Source organism: Shinella sp. SUS2 (assembly GCF_001262505.1).
GTDB lineage: Bacteria > Pseudomonadota > Alphaproteobacteria > Rhizobiales > Rhizobiaceae > Shinella.
This window is the reverse complement of record NZ_KQ410771.1, coordinates 1-17,881: the sequence shown is the minus strand read 5'-3', so window position 1 is coordinate 17,881 and position 17,881 is coordinate 1. Positions and strand designations below refer to the sequence as shown.

At 57.2% G+C, this 17,881-nt stretch carries 16 protein-coding genes and 4 pseudogenes; 15 read left to right on the top strand and 5 right to left on the bottom strand.

Annotation, left to right across the window (positions count from 1 at the left end):
* Nucleotides 1-110 precede the first annotated feature (110 nt).
* The 8 genes and pseudogenes from AKG11_RS31880 to AKG11_RS34060 form a co-directional block, all read left to right on the top strand.
* Nucleotides 111-1,451 carry an IS1380 family transposase gene (locus tag AKG11_RS31880; protein WP_050746896.1) on the top strand — a complete coding sequence of 447 codons (1,341 nt, stop codon included), beginning with the start codon at nt 111-113 and terminating at the stop codon, nt 1,449-1,451.
* Nucleotides 1,452-1,716: 265 nt separating this feature from the next.
* Nucleotides 1,717-2,388 carry a hypothetical protein gene (locus AKG11_RS34935; protein WP_156334201.1) on the top strand — a complete coding sequence of 224 codons (672 nt, stop codon included), beginning with the start codon at nt 1,717-1,719 and terminating at the stop codon, nt 2,386-2,388.
* Between the two features lie 106 nt (nt 2,389-2,494).
* Nucleotides 2,495-2,965, top strand: a complete 471-nt coding sequence (locus tag AKG11_RS31870) for an IS66-like element accessory protein TnpA (RefSeq protein ID WP_050746894.1) — start codon at nt 2,495-2,497, stop codon at nt 2,963-2,965.
* Complete coding sequence (tnpB, locus tag AKG11_RS31865; RefSeq protein WP_050746893.1) at nt 2,962-3,318, top strand: IS66 family insertion sequence element accessory protein TnpB; 357 nt, start codon at nt 2,962-2,964, stop codon at nt 3,316-3,318. The genes AKG11_RS31870 and tnpB overlap by 4 nt, the downstream gene beginning before the upstream one ends.
* A gap of 48 nt (nt 3,319-3,366) precedes the next feature.
* The gene (locus AKG11_RS31860) at nt 3,367-4,941 is read left to right on the top strand and encodes an IS66 family transposase (protein ID WP_050746892.1); all 1,575 of its coding nucleotides are present in this window, start codon (nt 3,367-3,369) and stop codon (nt 4,939-4,941) included.
* Nucleotides 4,938-5,504: a YecA/YgfB family protein gene (locus AKG11_RS31855; RefSeq protein ID WP_050746891.1), complete on the top strand. Its 567-nt coding sequence runs from the start codon at nt 4,938-4,940 to the stop codon at nt 5,502-5,504. The genes AKG11_RS31860 and AKG11_RS31855 overlap by 4 nt, the downstream gene beginning before the upstream one ends.
* Nucleotides 5,505-5,642: 138 nt before the next feature.
* Nucleotides 5,643-5,909, top strand: a pseudogene (locus AKG11_RS31850) (DUF2271 domain-containing protein); the annotation flags it as partial.
* Nucleotides 5,910-6,088: 179 nt separating this feature from the next.
* A pseudogene (locus AKG11_RS34060) lies at nt 6,089-6,361 on the top strand (integrase core domain-containing protein); the annotation flags it as partial.
* A 135-nt stretch (nt 6,362-6,496) separates the two neighbouring features.
* Here AKG11_RS34060 and AKG11_RS31840 read toward each other — a convergent pair.
* Together AKG11_RS31840 and AKG11_RS34055 are read right to left on the bottom strand one after the other, a co-directional pair.
* Nucleotides 6,497-8,020, bottom strand: coding sequence for a globin-coupled sensor protein (locus AKG11_RS31840; protein WP_050746889.1), 1,524 nt, complete (start codon nt 8,018-8,020; stop codon nt 6,497-6,499).
* Nucleotides 8,017-9,846 carry a putative bifunctional diguanylate cyclase/phosphodiesterase gene (locus tag AKG11_RS34055; protein ID WP_082342901.1) on the bottom strand — a complete coding sequence of 610 codons (1,830 nt, stop codon included), beginning with the start codon at nt 9,844-9,846 and terminating at the stop codon, nt 8,017-8,019. Before AKG11_RS34055 ends, AKG11_RS31840 begins: the two co-directional genes overlap by 4 nt.
* A gap of 186 nt (nt 9,847-10,032) precedes the next feature.
* Here AKG11_RS34055 and AKG11_RS31825 point away from each other — a divergent pair, with 186 nt between their 5' ends.
* From AKG11_RS31825 to AKG11_RS34050, 3 genes and pseudogenes are all read left to right on the top strand, one after another.
* Nucleotides 10,033-10,755 (top strand): helix-turn-helix transcriptional regulator, encoded by a 723-nt coding sequence (locus AKG11_RS31825; RefSeq protein WP_050746886.1) that lies wholly within the window; start codon nt 10,033-10,035, stop codon nt 10,753-10,755.
* A gap of 111 nt (nt 10,756-10,866) precedes the next feature.
* Nucleotides 10,867-11,298, top strand: a complete 432-nt coding sequence (locus AKG11_RS31820) for a hypothetical protein (protein ID WP_050746885.1) — start codon at nt 10,867-10,869, stop codon at nt 11,296-11,298.
* A pseudogene (locus tag AKG11_RS34050) lies at nt 11,298-12,049 on the top strand (IS6 family transposase). Before AKG11_RS31820 ends, AKG11_RS34050 begins: the two are co-directional and overlap by 1 nt.
* On the opposite strand, the gene AKG11_RS31815 reads toward AKG11_RS34050, so the two are convergent.
* On the bottom strand, nt 11,975-12,583 hold the full coding sequence (locus AKG11_RS31815; RefSeq protein WP_050746884.1) for a nucleotidyltransferase domain-containing protein: 609 nt from the start codon (nt 12,581-12,583) through the stop codon (nt 11,975-11,977). The pseudogene AKG11_RS34050 and the gene AKG11_RS31815 overlap by 75 nt on opposite strands.
* Entirely contained in the window at nt 12,580-12,741 is a 162-nt protein-coding gene (locus tag AKG11_RS34925; protein ID WP_156334198.1) for a hypothetical protein, read from the bottom strand. Before AKG11_RS34925 ends, AKG11_RS31815 begins: the two co-directional genes overlap by 4 nt.
* Nucleotides 12,742-12,958: 217 nt before the next feature.
* Here AKG11_RS34925 and AKG11_RS31810 point away from each other — a divergent pair, with 217 nt between their 5' ends.
* The 4 genes from AKG11_RS31810 (at nt 12,959) to AKG11_RS31795 (ending at nt 17,016) form a co-directional block, all read left to right on the top strand.
* Nucleotides 12,959-13,885, top strand: coding sequence for a WYL domain-containing protein (locus AKG11_RS31810; RefSeq protein WP_245290313.1), 927 nt, complete (start codon nt 12,959-12,961; stop codon nt 13,883-13,885).
* Nucleotides 13,886-13,907: 22 nt separating this feature from the next.
* Nucleotides 13,908-14,591 (top strand): anti-phage Hailong system nucleotidyltransferase HalB, encoded by a 684-nt coding sequence (locus AKG11_RS31805; RefSeq protein ID WP_156334197.1) that lies wholly within the window; start codon nt 13,908-13,910, stop codon nt 14,589-14,591.
* Between the two features lie 263 nt (nt 14,592-14,854).
* Nucleotides 14,855-16,027 carry a Fic family protein gene (locus AKG11_RS31800; RefSeq protein WP_050746881.1) on the top strand — a complete coding sequence of 391 codons (1,173 nt, stop codon included), beginning with the start codon at nt 14,855-14,857 and terminating at the stop codon, nt 16,025-16,027.
* A 98-nt stretch (nt 16,028-16,125) separates the two neighbouring features.
* Nucleotides 16,126-17,016, top strand: coding sequence for a 3'-5' exonuclease (locus tag AKG11_RS31795; RefSeq protein WP_245293371.1), 891 nt, complete (start codon nt 16,126-16,128; stop codon nt 17,014-17,016).
* 114 nt (nt 17,017-17,130) lie between these two features.
* On the opposite strand, the pseudogene AKG11_RS31790 reads toward AKG11_RS31795, so the two are convergent.
* Nucleotides 17,131-17,881, bottom strand: a pseudogene (locus tag AKG11_RS31790) (IS630 family transposase); the annotation flags it as partial.

Below are 17,881 nucleotides of genomic sequence, written 5' to 3'. Positions count from 1 at the left end.
TAGCCCGAATAATTCATGAGGGGTTGGCGGATGTGGTTCAAGCCGTTGAAATGACGTAGGATTTGGTTGCTTACGCCGATCCGCGTCGTTTCTGGGAGACCGCACCCGCCATGAATGATCCTACGCTAGCGCTGCCCGGTTTGTCATCTGTTCGCGGCAAGTGCGTTGTCGCCCGTTTTGATGGCGGCATGCTGTCGTCCAACAGTGGGGTTCTCGCTCTTGCCGAAGTCGAGAAGCGGCTGCGGGTGGCTGACCGTCTGGCGCGCTGCATCGACGATCCGCGCTGCCCGGACCAGACCATCCATAGCCTGGCCGACATGATCGGCTTTCGCATGAAGATGATCGCTGCCGGCTACGAGGATGGCAACGATGCCAACCGTCTGCGTTCCGATCCGGTCTTCAAGATGGCCCAGGACGCGCTGCCGTCGGGTCGTAACCTGGCCTCGCAATCGACGATCTGCCGGCTGGAGAACCTGCCCGGCGTGCGGGAACTGGTGGCGATGGGCCGGGCGATGGTCGACCTTTACTGCGTCTCTTTCCGGCAAGTTCCCAAGCGGATCGTGCTCGACATTGACGACACCTTTGACGCCGTGCATGGCGGCCAGCAATTGCGGCTGTTCAATGCCCATTACGATGAATATGGCTTCCAGCCGATTGTTGTGTTCGATGACGCGGGACGGTTCGTCGGTGCGGTTCTGCGACCGGCAAAGCGGCCGAGCGGGGTCGAAATCCGTCCCCACTTGCGCCGCCTGGTGCAGGCGATCCGGAGCAATTGGCCGAACACCCGGATCCTGATCCGGGCCGACAGTCATTACTGCAGCCCGCAGGTCATTGACTGGTGCCGCGCCAACCATGTCGACTTCATCTTCGGTCTCGCGCCCACCACCACCTTGCGCAAGCATGTCGCAGACCTGGAAACCAGCACGGTGGCGCGGTTCGAAGCGTCGGCGAAGACGGGCAAGGTCCGCAGGTTCAAGGAATTCTTTGATGGCGCCGCCAGCTGGAGCCGCGTCGAGCGCATCATCGCCCGCGTCGAGGTTGGCGCCCAAGGCGCCGACACCCGCTTCATCGTCACCAACCTTGCAGGTGGCAAGGCCAAAGCGCTCTACGAGGACGTCTACTGCCGGCGTGGAGCGGCCGAGAACCACATCAAGTCATGGAAGACGCATCTCGCCGCCGACCGGACCTCCTGTACGAGAGCGGCGGCCAACCAGTTCCGGCTGTTCTTGCATGCTGGCGCCTACTGGTTGATGTGGGGCCTGCGCGCCGCAATGCCGAAACGATCCAGCTTTGCCGTCGCCCAATTCGACACGCTGCGACTGCGCCTCATCAAGATTGCCGCGCGCGTGGTCGAGATGAAAACCCAGATCCGCCTGCACCTGCCGACATCCTGCCCGGATCAGCGCATCCTGCGCATCGTCCTGGATCGCATCCCGCGGCTCGTGACATAGCCAACGGGGCGCTGACGCCCCAAAACGACCCCTGACCTCAACCTGCAAACCCCGCCTTCCATCGCGACGGATCAACTCCGGCGACTGGAAAAACTTGCCTGCGGTGTCGCGCAGCCAGCAAAAGCCTCGCATCTCGTCGCCAAAACGGCCCGCGCCATGCATTAAGGCGGNCCTGCGGTGTCGCGCAGCCAGCAAAAGCCTCGCATCTCGTCGCCAAAACGGCCCGCGCCATGCATTAAGGCGGCTAGATCGGCGCACCAATTTCATGTCCGCACCGGAACATTGGAACCATTTTCGCGACCAATACATTTTTGCAGTCGATGCGTTCCTTGATCAGTTGATTAGGGAGGCATTCCAGCGGATCAACGAAAGTAGCAGTCTTCGCCGTGCACCCCGGTACAATTTAAAGGAGGTTGAAACTTACTGGGAATTTCGCGCTGATGACCCCATTAATCTGATGCGCAGAATGGAGCCTCTGTTCTTTTGCCTCGGCAGAACGAGCAACATTCGAAGATATCCGAACATGCATTCACAGGTTGGACTTGAAAATCATTCAGCAGTTCTTCAGTGTGAATTTGTGGAGGGCGTTAAAGCGAAGGTATACGCCAAAACGACTAAGCGCGTTAGAGTAGAGATGACGCGCGACTTGGCGTCCGCGCGCCTTCCCGGGGCGGCCCACACGTTTGGAGCCCTTTCTGGAATTATCTCGCTGATTGATGATATCGCGCTACTCGAAGCTGGAGAAGTGCAGATGCTATTGGAGACGATCGAACAGGCAGTCCCAGCGGACGTACGCCAGATGCCACCCTATGAGTTGGTTCGTTTGATACTCACCACGTCTCCTGATCCTACAGTTCAAGCTGTGCTCCTTAGTACGATTATTAGTGAGCGCGACGAACATCCCACCTTTCCTTTTGTGATTGAGGCCGCGAGATAAGCTCCTTCATCGACAGGAGCGGAANGTGAGCGCGACGAACATCCCACCTTTCCTTTTGTGATTGAGGCCGCGAGATAAGCTCCTTCATCGACAGGAGCGGAACGGAATGGTTGGAGATCGCGCTGATGCCATGCTTGAAGTCATGGATGAAGCCATGGATGAAGCCAGGCATGAGGGAAGGTATCGTCGGATCGAGGTGATCACCGGTCGGCGCCAGCGGCGGAATTGGACTGACGAGGAGAAGGCGCGGATCCTTACGGAAAGCGCAGAGCCCGACGTGAACATCTCGGCGATTGCCCGGCGCTGGGGCGTCAACCGCGGTCTGCTGAACGTCTGGCGTCGCGAAGCCGGACTGACCTCTCAACGATCCGCGAAAGCCTGCGCGCAGCAGGCGATGTTCGTGCCGGTGACGGTGGTTGGCGATAGAACGTCTTCCGAGAGCTCGCCGTCGGATGTGGCCCACTCCGCCGCGGCTCGTATTGAGGTCGAGATTGCTGGCGCGCGCATGACCGTGATCGGCTCGGTGGCGCCCGAATTGGCGCAGGCGATGGTGGCGGCGTTGCGAGGACGCCGGTGATCGGACTTTCGCCGAATGGCGTGAAGATCATGGTGGCGACGCAGCCGGTCGACTTCCGGCGCGGCATGAATGGGCTTGTGGCCTTGGTGGCGTCAGCGCTTGCGGCCGATCCCTATTGTGGCGACGTGTTCGTGTTCCGCGCCAAGCGTCTCGATCGCCTTCGCTGCATTTATTGGGACGGATCAGGCATGATCCTGGCGACGAAATGGCTGGAGGCGGGCAAGTTCGTTTGGCCACCGATCCGCGATGGCGCGATGCAGATGAGTAGCCAGGAGTTCGCGCTTTTGCTGGCCGGCATTGACTGGACGCGGGTCAAACGAAACGCGGTGAGGAGGCCCTCAAAAGTAGGCTGATCCTATTGGTTTTGTTTGCAGATTCAGGCTTGTGTGGTAGGGTCTGGCATGCCGCTTCGACCCACCTCCTTGCCTCAGGATGCTGCGCAATTAACCCGGATCATTCTCTCGCTCGACGAAGAGAATGCCGATCTCAAAGCGCGCGTTGCCTTCCTGGAGCAGCAGCTCTTTGGGCCGAAGTCGGAGAAAATGACGATGCTCGACCCGACGCAGGCGACGCTCGACCTTGGCGATCTCAGCGACATTCCCGAAGCTGCCAATGATGATGTCGCGCCCGTCACCGAGGGGACACCGCAGGCTCGACGATCGCCAGCCCGCAATATCGGCCGTTTGCCCAAGCACCTTCCCCGGTATGAAGAGGTCATCGAGCCGGAGAGCAAGGTTTGCCCGTGCTGCTCGTTCGAACTGCATTGCATCGGCACGGACGTCAGCGAGGCGCTCGACATCGTGCCGGCGGTTGTCCGGGTCAAACGGACGATCCGGCCGCGCTATGCCTGCCGGGCCTGCGAAAGCGTCATTGTGCAGGCGCCCGCGCCGGCGCGCGTAATGGATGGCGGCATGGTGACCACGGCCTTTGCCGCCCATGTCGCCGTTTCGAAGTTTGCCTGGCATCTTCCGCTCCATCGCCAGGCCCAGATGCTGGCCTCTTGCGGTGTGATCATCGATCGCGGCACGCTCGGCGCCTGGGTGACGCGGGTCGCCTGGTGGCTCGAGCTTCTCTATGATGCGCTCACCGCCTTCATCCGCTCCCAGCCGAGGGTGTTCTGTGACGAGACACCGCTTCCGCGGCTCGATCCGGGACGCAAACGCACCAAGCTCTGCCAACTCTGGGCGCAAGCCATCGACGACCGACCCTGGAACGGTCCGGCGCCGCCGGCGGTCGCCTATATCTTTGCCGAAAGCCGCAGCGCTCGCGAGGTCGAGGGGCAATTGTCGTCGTTTGCCGGCGTGCTTCAAGTCGATGGGTACCAAGCCTATAAGACCATGGCCAAGCGCCGGGGGAAGAGCAATGTCGCTCCCATGCGGCTGGCCTTCTGCCTTGCCCATGCGCGGCGCAAGTTCGTCGATGTCGTCAAACTGACCGGCTCCTCGGAGGCGCTGTCGATCCTGGCCAGGATTGCCGAGATCTATCGCATCGAAGCGAAGATCCGAGGCGAGAATGACGATACCCGGCTGAGGGTGCGGCGTCGCGAGGCAGCGCCCATCATGAGCGAACTGAAGGCCCAGCTCACCGAACTGAGCGACGAGGTGTCGGCAAAATCGGCGCTTGGCAAGGCCGTCACCTACACGCTCAACCACTGGAACGGACTGGCAGCCTTCCTGGAGGATGGCCGGATCGAAGTGGACTCCAATGTGGTCGAGCGTTCGATGAAATCGGTGGCCCTGACGAGGAAAAATTCGTTGTTCGTCGGCAACGAGCGCGGTGGCAAGACCTTCGCGGTCCTCGCATCGCTCGTCAACACCTGTAAGCTGAATGGTGTGGACCCCGAGGCTTGGTTAGCCGATGTGCTGGAACGCATCATCGCGGGCAAAGTGAAAGCCAGCGAGATGGAGAGTCTTTTGCCGTGGAACTGGAAGGCTGAGCGCGAGGCGCTGACAGAGCAGGAGCGACGGGCGGCATGACGCACAACAGCCAGGGGACGACGACCGCACGACCGAAGCTTGATGATGTGGCGTTCGAGGCGTTTATCAGGGCACGTCGTCCGGCATCGCCAATCTGGTCAATGAGCGGTCTCGATGGCTATCTCACTGCTCTCATCATCGGACCGAGGTTCATCGACCCACGTCAGTGGATCCCGGAGCTGACCGGTCCGGATGCCCTGAACCTGCCGATGGAAACAACCGAACATCGGGCCGTGCAGACGGTCGTTGCGGAATATAACCGCATCTCTGCGAGCCTTGCCGAAACACCGAAAGACCACCGGCCCAGGTTCGCCAGGATCGATGATCAGACCTTTGATCCATTCGATTGGGACCTCTGCTTTCTGCTAGGAACAAGGTACGCGCCCAAGCTTTGGCAGCCCGTCCTTCGAGGTCATGCCGTCACTGGCGATATCATCGCGCCCATCCGCAAGCTCGGCGAGGCAAAACGGAAAGCGACCCGCCAGGATGCTGCTGAGGTCGCCGAAGCACTCGTCAATATCCGAACCTATTTTATGCCGAAGCGGGCAAAGCAGAAGTTCTGACCGAGAGCCAGAAACCTATTTAGTCAATCACGAAAGCCGTGGGCCATTCGTTGCGCTCACNCAAAGCAGAAGTTCTGACCGAGAGCCAGAAACCTATTTAGTCAATCACGAAAGCCGTGGGCCATTCGTTGCGCTCACCATCTATCGGGCTGGTATCGCGCCACTGGCGGCCGCGCCGGTATCGACGGCATTACCGGCGCTAGCGTCGGTGCGGGGCGCACGCTGGAGATCTCGCTCGACCTTGCCGATGCGCTTTTCGACGCAGGTTACACGCTGCATGTCGACGCAGCCGTGGAGGACATGCGTGACAGCCCCAACGAGGTCGCCGTTCCCCTGACCACTGCGGGCACGAAGACGACCGTTCGCGGTCGACGCTACGTCTCGACCGTTGCCTACTCCTTCTAGGCGGTGGACGACATGATCCGTGTCATCCATCGCTGGCCAGGCCTTCTGGCCGCTCTTTTTCTGCTGGACTTGAGCCTTAGCGGTGCAGCACTCTCGCTGTTTCCCGCCGCCGAACTGAGAGCGGCGGTGCAAAAGTCGGCCACGGTAGCGGCGGAATAGTCCAGCCGCGGGCGGAGTAAAATCCGGCCACGCAGGGCAAGATCGAACGCTGGCACCAGACGCTCAAGAACCGCATCCTGCTGGAAAACTACTTCTTCCAGGAGGACCTCGAAGCCCAGATCGCGGCCTTCGTCGAACATTACAATCATCGCCGATACCACGAGAGCCTCGACAATCTCACCCCGGCTGACGTCTACTTCGGCCGCGGCAAAACCATCCTCATCGAACGCGAAAGGATCAAACGAGAGACCATCCGACTGCGCCGCTTGAACCACCACGCCAAAGCGGCTTAAATCAACCCGCAAACCGAGCCGGAAACTCCATTCTTCCAAAGCCCAAAAAGTCTCAAATCATTCGACGACGGACAGGCTTTTGGTTCATTCAAACGATCTCATTCAGCGTGTTTACACCCGCGTCAATTGAGACACCTAAGCGGCTTGTTTAGTTGCTCGCTTGCTGACGTTCCCAACTTCATCAATCTTTCCGTCGCTTCCGGTTAATTTGAACTGGCCGACGAGTTTCGAAAGCTCGGCGCTGATCGTGGCGAGTACAGCCGTGGCTGCATTCGTTTCTTCCATCATGGCCGCATTCTGCTGGGTGATCTGATCGAGATTTGCGATAGCGCTGTTGATTTCCCTTATCCCCGTCGCTTGCTCCTGAGCGGAATGGACAATTCCATCGATATGCTCATTGATCGACGTGATCCTGTCACCGATCGATTGCAGAGCACTTCCTGTCGCATTCACCAGCGAAACGCCGCGCATCACATCACTCGAGGATTTCGCGATGAGGGTATCGATTTCCTTTGCCGCTCGCGCGGAACGTTGGGCAAGTTCCCGAACTTCCTGAGCAACGACCGCAAAGCCCTTGCCTGCTTCTCCGGCGCGTGCAGCTTCAACGCCGGCGTTGAGGGCCAAGAGGTTTGTCTGGAAGGAAATTTCCTCAATAACGCCGATTATTGACGTGATCTGTCGGGATGAATCTTCAATCGCGGTCATGGATGAGATGGCGTTTTCGACAATCTCAGTCGATTTACGTGCCTCTTGCGCGGAAGCTTTCGCCAGTTCTTGCGCGTCCTTTGTTCTAGCCGAAGCTTCGCCAGCAACAGTGGTTATCTGCTCAAGCGCGGCGGCGGTCTCTTCCAAAGCGGCGGCCTGCTGCTCTGTCCGTGTTGCCATGCCATTGGCTGCCGCGGACATATCGACAACGCCACACGACATCTCGTTCATTGCCGACCTTACGTCGCAAAGGGTGTCCTGAAGGCGCGCCACCGCGTCATTATAGTTCTGCTTGAGGTCTGAGAATTGCGGGGAGAGTTCCTCCGAAATGCTCGACATCAGGTCTCCCGCAGCCAAGGCGGAAAGAGCAGAAGCGATTGCACTCTGCGCCGCATCCTGGCTTTCCTGGAGTGCTATCCGCGCCTCCTCGGACTTGGCTCTTTCCACGTCCAATGCCTCCAGATAGGTGGAGATAGAATAATCTATATCCACCATCGCGGCTTTCATGATCGCAGCCATTCGCTGCGATAGCTTTGAAGCCTTTTTCCTGAAGAGAACACCCTTCAGTTCATCTCGGACGACCGCATCAAACAGTTCTTCGAGAATCAGTGCATATCCGCCAAGGTACCACCGTGGTTCCAGTCCAAGTCGGGCATGCGTACGACCGATCGTCGTGACGGCATCAACATATTGCGCATCGAAACGCGCCGAGGCGATGGTTTCCCAATGCGCGGCCTGTCGTTCCTTGGCATGCGCCACATGGGCATCGTTCGAGAACATTTTTCTCGTTTCAGGAACAGCTTTCACCTTGGTATATAACTTATCGAGTGCTGTACCAATCGACCGGCTGACCAATGGCCGCAATTCCGCAAGGGCAGCTCTCTGGTCTGCGCCGAGATTGACGAAGTCCAAGCGCTCGTTGATCTGAAGATTTTTGCAGGCATCATCGTTCATGGTGAGCGTTTCCTCTGGGTGCAAAGTGGGAGTGCTGGCAAGTGGCTGATAACGTCTGGCAAACTGTTTACGTCGCACGCCTTGCTGAAGAACCAGCCTTGCAGAAAATCGCATTTCATGCCCAGCAACATTGCGACCTGTTCGGCGTCTTCGACCCCCTCGGCGGTGACCACTTTCCCCAAGCCATGCGCGATGTTGATAATTCCGCTAACAATTGCTTGGTCTTTTAGCGACTTTGTGATGTTGGAAATGAAACGTCGGTCGATCTTTAGCCGGTCGATAGGAAGTTCCTGGAGATGCGTCAGAGAGGCGTAGCCTGTTCCAAAGTCATCAAGAGCAACCTCCACCCCGGCTTCGTGCAGTCGTCGAAGCCCACGGTCAACGCGCTTCTGATCTCGGCCAAGAAACATCCCTTCCGTTACTTCGACACAGAACTGTTCCGGTCCTATCCCTGTAGCGGAGCAACGCTCGAAGAAGAGGTCAAGAAATGCATCGGATCGGAAATCGGAATTCGTGAGGTTGAGTGCGACGCGTCCCAGCGCTACGCCGCCAGCGTGCAACACGGCTATATCATCGAAGACCTTCTCCAGCATGAACATGCCTAGAACAGCACGCATCGCTGGGTCCTCAAATGCTAGCGAAAAATCCAGCGGCGTAATCATTCCTCGGGTGGGATGCTGCCATCGCATCAGGGCTTCAAGCGACACCAGTGAATTGGGGCTCGTACGGACGATCGGCTGATAGAAGAAGCGAAACTCCCCGCGCTTTAGGCCGTGCTCGATCTCGATCAATGTCGCAGATCGCTGCTCGACCTGTTCGCGTAGTTTATGCTGGAACAGTTCAAGCCTGTCGCGCCCAAGAGACTTTGCGTGATACAAAGCCATGTCAGCCGCTTTGAAGAGGTTCGTGGTATCACGTCCATGTTCAGGGAAAACGGAAATCCCCATGCTGGCGGAACAGCGCCGTGGGGAGCGTTCAATCTCAATTGGTTCGCGAACGGCGTCCAGAACGGCCTCAAAAAAGTCGAGCGCTTCGTCATTGCTCACGCCGTCCAGAATGAGACCGAATTCGTCTCCTCCGAGGCGTGCCACGAAATGGCGATCCTGAGCGAGCGGTTTGAGACGCTCCGCAATTATCTGAAGCAACAGGTCTCCTGCATCGTGTCCGAAAGAATCGTTGATTTCTTTGAACGCATCCAGATCGAAAAGCGCCAGGTACAGTCGGCGGCCGGCGACGGTGTTCTCAGCGACTAGTTCCGCTATGTATTCCTGAAACCGCCGTCTGTTCGCAAGCCCTGTCAGCGCATCGAGATTAGCAATCGCCCTGTGGTGCTCTTTGCTTGCCCGCAGCTCTTCTTCTATCAACTTTCGTGACGTAATATCGAAGCGAATGGCGGTATAGCTGTCAACCTTGCCAGCAATCGATATGTGCGGGACGATGGTCGTAGCCACCCAATACAGCGTACCATCCTTACGCCGGTTACAGATTTCGCCATGCCAGATTCTGCCTTGTGCGATGTGGCGATACATCTCACGGAAGAATTCAGTGTCATGCATCCCGGAGCGTAGGATCCGGTGGTTGGCGCCGACAAGTTCGCTTTGGGTGTAGCCGGTGATTTGGCAGAACTTCCCGTTGACGAATGTGATAGTGCCTCGCACATCCGTCACGGCAACAATGGCCGCGCTGTCGAGGGCATATCGAATAAACTCTTCGGTTTCTCGGTATGGTGGTGGTGCAGCCCGACCTTCGTCACGAAAACGCGGCTCTGCTATGAGAGAGGGGCTTCCTTTGTGGAGAACAGATGCTCTTTCCGGTTCCTGACTCATGCAAATTTCCAGAAGAAAACTTCAACAACCCAAAAAAGGCGACGGTATAGGAACAATGAAGGCTCTGGTTGCAAAAAGCCCCTGTCCTGTTAGACAGTTATCAACTATATTTTAGTTGAATATGATTCGGGCGAGTTGTGCCTGTACGCTCAGGTCGGAATATCAAGACGTGAGGTCATCTTCGATATGGAAATCCTGAAGAAGCTTGCGGACGCGACGGGATCGATCTCTGATGCGCAAGACAAAATTGAGTTACTGAATTCGCTCCAACATGCTTTCTCTTCCTTGGGTTTTGGCAGCTTCAATCTGGGGTGCCATAAAGCCGATAAACATGAACTAGCGCTCAATCCGACGCTCACGACTTGGTCGGACGACTTTATGACGGAGTATGAGCGCCAGAATTGGGCGGACTTCGATCCCAATCTCGCTCGCGCAGCTGTGGCTGAAAAGCCAATGAGTTGGAGCAACGAAGACAGATACGTCTGCCGTCACCAGCAAAGCTATCTCGAGTTTCTGCGCAACAGCCCGCTGAAGGGTGGTCTCATGATACCGCTCGCTAGGCGGCCCGGCACCATTAGCTGTGTCTCGGTGGAGTCCCACAGTGAAAAACAATTTGATGATCGGACGACCCACGCCGTGGCGGTGGTTGCAAACTCAGGACTGCTAAAGGCAGAGGCACTCGGCCTTTGTTCAGCGATTTCCGTCGATGAAAGCCACGCACTGCGCGAGCTCTCGCCGAAACAAGCAGAAATTCTTAGATGGGCGGCAGAGGGTAAATCGAACACGGATATAGCTGCGATCATAGGCATTTCGGAGCGAGTCGTGAAATATCATATGAGTGAAATTCTTCGAAAGCTGGGGGTTGCCACGCGTGCGCAGGCAATATCGAAGCTGCCGCAACGGCAATAGCCGCTCATCTCAACACTGGCGATTGCAAGATGGTCGGTATTCTTCGCTCGCCCTTTTGGCGGATGGCTGTATTCCGAGAACACGTTCAACGGTTTCGGAAAGGATCGCAGCATGTCCCACCTCAAGGCCCTCAAGCTCACCTCCGCAGTTCCAGTTCGCGCGACCGTCGATCCGGTCGAGCGTGCGCGGGAAAAGATGATCGCGGCGCTCGCCGAGCAGAAGCAGATGGCCGAGGCGAAGATCGCCGGTCAGGCGTTCACTCTGACGCATATCGTGCGCAAGAAGAATGCCGAAGGTGTCCGCGTCGAGGTCGAAACGGCCAAGCGCGTGCGTCAGGGCTGGTTCACCGATGCCAACGGCAAGGTGTTCCTCGGCATTCGCTACGCCGGCAAGCCCATCGAATTTGCCAAGGACAAGATCGCCATCGAAGCGGGTGAGCTTTCGGCACTGCCGAAGATCATCGACACGCTCGTGGAGGCGGTTCGCGCTGGTGAACTCGATGCGCAACTGACCGCTGCTGCCGCCGAACGCAGCAAGAGGTGATGTCACGTTGTCGTTGGCTTTACGATTGGCGGATAGTGGCGGTGAGATGAGCACGCCCACCATCAGCTATAAGAACCACCGCTTTCCGCCGCAGGTTATCGCCCGTGCGGTGTGGTTGTATTTCCGGTTCCCTCTGAGCTTGCGGATGGTGGAGGAAATGCTGCTGGAGCGCGGTATTGTCGTTTCTTATGAAACGATCCGCCGGTGGGGCCGGAAATTTGGCCCTGCCTACGCAAGGCAATTGCGCAGACGCAAGCCGTCGCGAAAAGATATCTGGCACCTGGACGAGGTGGTGATCTCCATTGCTGGCCGAAAGCATTGGCTGTGGCGTGCCGTCGATCAGGACGGTTATGTTCTCGACGAGATCGTTCAGACCCGCCGCAATACAAAGGCTGCCAAGCGATTACTGATCCGGCTGCTGAAGAAGCAAGGGATGGCGCCGAAGCGCATCATCACCGACAAATTGCGCTCATACAGCGCGGCAAGGCGGGACGTCATGCCCAATGTTGAACATCGATCGCACAAAGGCCTCAACAATCGAGCAGAGAACTCTCACCTGCCGCTGCGAAAACGAGAACGGATAATGCAGGGATTCCGATCGGTCGGCGGATTGCAACGCTTCATCTCAATCTTCTCGGCAGTTCGAAATCTCTTCGTCGCATCGCACAAAAAACGCTCAGCTCTCACCACTCACATTCACCGTGTCCGCGCAACGGCGCAGTGGAATGCTGTGACAGCCGAACTGGTCTGAGTTTCCACCGACACGCTTCTTTCCATCGTTACCCAACAACGTGACATCACCCCATTTCGTGTTCAGCATCCTTGCGTTCAGGAGCCGAAGCTGCTGTTCGTGGTTCGGCACGGCGGGTACGACATCCATGTGGAACTGGGCGCCGTCAGCATAGTCGAGGATCCAGCAGCGGTTGCCTTCGCGGACAGGTTTCACCATTGCCATTGCATCGTGGTAGGCCTTGATCTCGGCGCCGAGCATTGCCTTCAACTCTTGCTGGGTCTTGTCGCTTTTCGTCAGCAGGCGAAGCTCGACGACGGAATCGACATCGTATTCTTCCGCTTCCGTGTGCGGACGGATCGCGGTTCCAAGTCGGAACGAGCCCTGACAATAAACCTGCGGATCGTATTGGCGGACGGTGCTCGCCGGACGGTGGAGCCACTCCCCGAGTGAGGAGTAGCTCGTCTCTGCCTGCTCATAGCGGTGATCAGGAACATCGAGTTCTTTCACCAGAGCTTCGAGAAATGCCTCGATGATATTCACATGCATATTCATGAGTGGGAATCCTCATTGTTATGCTCGCCATGGCGCGGCAAGCAGTCTTTGAGCGGTTTGGCAACATCAGGCACGTCGTAACCGGACCCCAGGATGTTGATGTCGATGACGACGTTGTCGCCATCTGCCTGTAGAAGAGGCATGTCGTCGGTGCTCACTTGAAATGCTCGATCTTCACTGCAATTGGCCTCGCTCGAAGCCGTGCTGCCAACTACGCGTTTAGGTCGAGCTCAAATCGCGACAATCGAAGCACTGCCATTTCCGATGCGTTGACGGCACTCCCGTATACCTCCATATAAGGTAGGTACGATCGAATAATCAATCAAGTAATGCGATGCATCTTTTTCGGATGAATCGGAAAAGGAGATGGGCCGTATGACGGATTCTGCAGACCGCGACCTGAGATGGGGTGTCACCAAGAGGCTGGAATTTATCGACTTTAGGCTTTTTTGGGACGGATCGTTCAACCGCAAAGATCTTGTGGATTTCTTCGGGATTTCAGAGCAGCAAGCGTCGTCTGACATCGCGCAATACCAGGCTCGGGCTGATCGAAACCTAGCATATGATCGGAGTTTGAAGAGCTTTGTTCGCTCAGAGGGGTTCGTGCCGGAGTTCATCGGTCCATTTTCCGACCGGTATCTCTTGCAACTTGTAGCGGTGCAAAATGGCTGGATGAGCGCATCCGATACGTGGTTTTCCGAAACCCCTCCCATCGATGTCGTGGGGTTCATCAAACGACGTTCGACCAGTCCAAGCAACCTCATTAGGATACTTGATGCTATCAAGCAGAATGCTGCACTTGAGATCGAATACGCCTCGCTCACTGGTTCGCCTGCTGGGAAGCGGACGATCGCGCCACACTCGTTTCTGTTCGCTACAGGCTGCTGGTACGTGCGTGCTTGGTCAAAAGAGCACAATGAGTTTCGAGACTACAGTCTAAATCGCATTGCCAGCGCTGCTCTTTTTGGGCCTAGCAGCGTGACAGCGGATCTGGATCTTGAGTGGCATCACACGATGGAACTGATCCTGATTCCAAACCCAAAACTCGAAAAACTGAAGCAGGCTGCAGTCGCGGCGGAATACGATATGGTCGATGAGGAGTTGCGAGTCCCTTCCCGCCTTAGTGCGGCTTTTTACATCATCAATGAGCACAATCTCGACGTCGAACCTGGTGTTCTGAAGCCTGAGAAACAGCAGCTTGTTCTCAAAAATCTCGATGAAGTCGTTCAGACCCGAGAAGTGGTGCGGCGTTTGTCCATTGATGCGCTTCGAAAGAACAAGGGCGCCGGGACCGGACTATGACCTGGGTTCGTGGGCTTTTCGCATGACTATTACAGCTATGCTCTTGTTCGGTAGCCACGCCAGGGGTGACGAAGACATCTTCTCCGATACCGATTTGCTCCTAATTTCGGAGGATGATCGACCGCAACATGTTCAAAAGGGACACCTTTCAACGTCGATCTATCCGCTCGACGACTTGCTGACACGAGCACAACAGGGCGATCTCTTCGTATGTCATATCGCCCGCGAGGCGAAGGCTATTTATGACCCTTCCGACCAACTCGGGCTGCTGCGGCAGCATTTTGCGCTGAGGCCGTCCTATGAGCGGGAAATCAGACATGCTTCGGACCTCGGTTGGTTTATTGTCGATTTTGGTGGTGAGAGCCATCTGCAGTCCTTGTTAAACCGACGAATTGCCTGGTGTGTGAGAACAATTCTGATCGCAAAATCGGCCGAACTGGGACGGCCCGTCTTTTCCGCGGCAGAGTTGGCGGAATTCGCGCACTCGGGAGATGTTTTGAAGCTAATTAAAAACAAAGAAACAGATCGTGCCGACCCCGGGGCCATGGCGATGCTCAGAAATTTTCTTTTGGCGTTTGGGGCGGTTAGATTTTATCGCGGGGCACCAGATTACGGTGCATACTTGAAACAATTCTCGGATACCGCCAACAACGTTGCGCTCTCGTTGATAAGAGCCGAGGCGTCTTCACAAACGTCAGATTACTAAGGTCGATCATTTACGCCAGTTTTGAACGCTGACACTAAGGGAGTATGTTGAGCAAATGCTCCCTAGTTGGCGTAGGTACTAATCCTATATGTTCCCTGCGCGGTGACGATTACGATGCCTTCGGTGCGCCCCAAGCCTTGGGGAGGTGGCAAAATATCCAGCGTGAACAAGATCGGCAATAAGACCGGCAAATTGATTGCATCGCTCCGTGCCTACCACTATGTTCTTAATTGTGAATTTAGAGGCATGGGAACCGGCAAAAAATGGTAACGCTCGCAAGCATTGAGCCCCTTCTTCCCGACAGCAATCGAGATCTGGAAGATTTGACGATCGAGCTGACGTCGGCGGCCAGCCGTTTCGCTGCGCGCCTGCACCCACTTATGCGGGCTTCTATCGGCGATCTGGTGCGCTCGATGAACTGCTACTACTCAAATCTGATAGAGGGGCACAATACCCTCCCGATCGATATCGACCGGGCCATGTTAGGCGACTTTTCCGGCGAACCGGAGAAGCGCAACCTTCAGCTTGAGGCTCGCGCCCACATCGAGGTGCAGCAACTCGTCGATCGAGGAGACATGCCGTTTCCCGTGCTGTCTTTCGACGGAATCTGCTGGCTTCATGGGGAGTTCTGCGGGCGGTTGCCTGCGGACCTGCTGATTGTCCGGAATCCCGATACGGGCGAAGTAATTCGAATGACCCCCGGCCAGCTCAGGACGCGGCATGTCAAAGTAGGGGAGCATATCGCCCCAGAGCCCGACATGATTGAGCCGCTCCTTGGGCGGTTCGTTGAAGGCTACGGCTTGAAGATGCTTTCCAAGCTACAGCGGATCATTGGCGTCGGCGCCTCTCACCATCGTCTAGCATGGATCCATCCATTCTTTGATGGCAACGGGCGTGTCTCACGGCTGTTTTCGCACGCCCTTCTGCGCGATCTCGGGATCGGTTCAGAACTGTGGTCTGTTTCACGAGGTCTTGCAAGAAATGTCTCGGATTACAAACGCCTACTGTCCCAGGCCGATCAGCCAAGGCGCGGTGATTTGGATGGACGGGGTAACCTGACGCAAGCCGGGCTGACTGAGTTTACCTCATTCTTCCTGTCGTGCTGCCTGGACCAGGTCACGTTCATGGAGGAGCTTCTCAAGCCGGAGGAATTGCTGAACCGCATCGAAGTCTGGTGTAACGAGGAGGTTCAGATGCAGCGGCTTCCAAAGGGAAGCTGGCCGCTCTTGCGTGAAGCCGTCATCAGCGGGGAGTTTTCCCGATCACAGATCCAGGGACTGACGGGCTATCAGGAACGGCAGGCACGGACGGTGCTATCGAGTTTGCTCAACTTCGGCGTCCTCAAGTCGGACACCGCCAAGGGCAAAGTCCGCCTCGGCTTCCCCGTCGATATTATCGAGCGGTGGCTTCCACGCCTCTACCCCGCGGTCCGCTAGTCAATGAGATCATCGGCATGAAACAGCAGTTCGACTTGTTCGGGAACGGTGAGGCGAGGGAGCCCGAAGCGAAGGTCCAGTCTGCCCCCAACGACGGCATGCAAGGAGCTCAGGATGAGATCGATATGGTGCGCCGGCTTGAAGAAACAGGCCGCTATCGCGTTCTGCGGAAACTCGAAGCTCGGACCATCGCGGATGCACCGCGACCCGGCTTCCCTTTGCGCGGCGTCATTGTCGATACGGAGACGACGGGCCTCAATGCTCGCAAGGACGAAATCATCGAGATCGGGATCGTCGTCTTCAGCTTCGACGAGGCTGGAAACATCGGCGATGTCACGGGTGTTTATGGCGGGCTGCAGAAGCCAAGTGTCGCCATCCCCGTCGACATCACGCGACTGACCGGCATCACGGACGCCATGGTGGCCGGTCAGAAGATCGACATCGCCCAGGTGAAGGCCCTGATCGAACCTGCCGATCTGATCATTGCTCACAATGCCGGCTTCGACCGCGCTTTCTGTGAAACCTTTTCCCCGGTCTTCGCGCCGAAAGCGTGGGCTTGCTCAGTCTCCGAAGTCGATTGGTCGGCTCGCGGCTTCGAAGGAACGAAGCTTGGCTACCTCATCGGGCAGGCGGGCTACTTCCATGATGGACACCGCGCCGTCGACGACTGCTTCGCACTGCTTGAGGTCCTGGCCCAGGACGGACCGGAGCAGAGCGCTACTCCCTTTGCCGAACTCTTCGCTGCGAGCCAGCGCTCGCGGGTTCGCATCTTTGCCGAGCACAGTCCGTTCGAGATGAAGGATCATCTCAAGGCCCGTGGCTACCGATGGTCGGACGGAAGTGACGGGCGGCCGAAATGCTGGTGGGTCGAGGTCGCCGATGACATGCTCGACGACGAACTCCGCTATCTGCGCGCCGAAATCTACCGCTGGCCCGACGCCGATCCCCCACTCAAGCGCCTCACCGCCCTTGAGCGCTTCAAGGCGTAAGGCATCGCCAGAACGGCACACCACCGAAGTGCGCAGCTGTTGGCATTCCTGAGTAGATGTTCACCCGGTCCTATCGTCCGTCAGTTAGGCCGCTCTAATACGGTCCCTCACTGATCAAAACCCATTGGCCCATTCTCTGCGTCCGATCGACATGACGCGCCATGGCTGGCTTTCGAGCCGCCGCCAGGCATCGCAGCAATGATCGACGATGTCGTCGTATGATTTGAACACGCGGTTTGATAACCAGTTGTCGCGCATGAAATGCCAGAGGTTTTCGACCGGGTTCAGCTCCGGCGATTTCGGCGGGAGTGGCAGAATGGTGATGTTTTCGGGCACGACGAGATTGTTGGACATGTGCCAGCCTGCCTGATCCATGATGAGGATAGCGTGCGCGTCGGCATCGACGTGTCGGGCGATTTCGGCCAGATGCTGGGTCATGGCGTAGGTGTCGCACCATGGCATGACCAGCGCCGCCGCCTTGCCGAGCTTGGGGCAGATTGCGCCGAAGATGTAGGCCGACCTTGTGCGCTGATCGTGCGGTGCTGAAGGCCGTGTTCCTCGCCTGGCCCATCGGCGGGTGATCTTGTTCTTTTGCCCGATACGGGCCTCATCCTGAAACCAAATCTCTATGCGTTTTCCTCGGGCCGCTCCAGCGGCAATCTCTGCCACTGCGGCAGGGAAGCTTTTTTAAAACCCTCAATGGCTTGAGGGTCTTGCGCGTGATGTTTGGGCCGAACAGCGAGCTTGCGATAGCCCATGGCCCGGACTTCGCGGCTGAGCGTCTGCTCGCTCACCGAAACGCGAAACTCCTCCCACAGCCATTGCGCCAGATCGCACAGACGCCAGCGAACGACGCCGTCGAGAT

Coding starts and splice junctions, on each gene's coding strand:
- AKG11_RS31825 (WP_050746886.1), top strand. CDS start 10,033: ATGGAAATCCTGAAGAAGCTTGCGGACGCGACGGGATCGATCTCTGAT.
- AKG11_RS31795 (WP_245293371.1), top strand. CDS start 16,126: ATGCAAGGAGCTCAGGATGAGATCGATATGGTGCGCCGGCTTGAAGAA.
- AKG11_RS31805 (WP_156334197.1), top strand. CDS start 13,908: ATGACTATTACAGCTATGCTCTTGTTCGGTAGCCACGCCAGGGGTGAC.
- AKG11_RS31820 (WP_050746885.1), top strand. CDS start 10,867: ATGTCCCACCTCAAGGCCCTCAAGCTCACCTCCGCAGTTCCAGTTCGC.
- AKG11_RS31880 (WP_050746896.1), top strand. CDS start 111: ATGAATGATCCTACGCTAGCGCTGCCCGGTTTGTCATCTGTTCGCGGC.
- AKG11_RS31855 (WP_050746891.1), top strand. CDS start 4,938: ATGACGCACAACAGCCAGGGGACGACGACCGCACGACCGAAGCTTGAT.
- AKG11_RS31840 (WP_050746889.1), bottom strand. CDS start 8,020: ATGAACGATGATGCCTGCAAAAATCTTCAGATCAACGAGCGCTTGGAC.
- AKG11_RS31815 (WP_050746884.1), bottom strand. CDS start 12,583: ATGAATATGCATGTGAATATCATCGAGGCATTTCTCGAAGCTCTGGTG.
- AKG11_RS31800 (WP_050746881.1), top strand. CDS start 14,855: ATGGTAACGCTCGCAAGCATTGAGCCCCTTCTTCCCGACAGCAATCGA.
- AKG11_RS31810 (WP_245290313.1), top strand. CDS start 12,959: ATGACGGATTCTGCAGACCGCGACCTGAGATGGGGTGTCACCAAGAGG.
- AKG11_RS34055 (WP_082342901.1), bottom strand. CDS start 9,846: ATGAGTCAGGAACCGGAAAGAGCATCTGTTCTCCACAAAGGAAGCCCC.
- AKG11_RS31860 (WP_050746892.1), top strand. CDS start 3,367: ATGCCGCTTCGACCCACCTCCTTGCCTCAGGATGCTGCGCAATTAACC.
- AKG11_RS31870 (WP_050746894.1), top strand. CDS start 2,495: ATGGTTGGAGATCGCGCTGATGCCATGCTTGAAGTCATGGATGAAGCC.
- AKG11_RS34935 (WP_156334201.1), top strand. CDS start 1,717: ATGTCCGCACCGGAACATTGGAACCATTTTCGCGACCAATACATTTTT.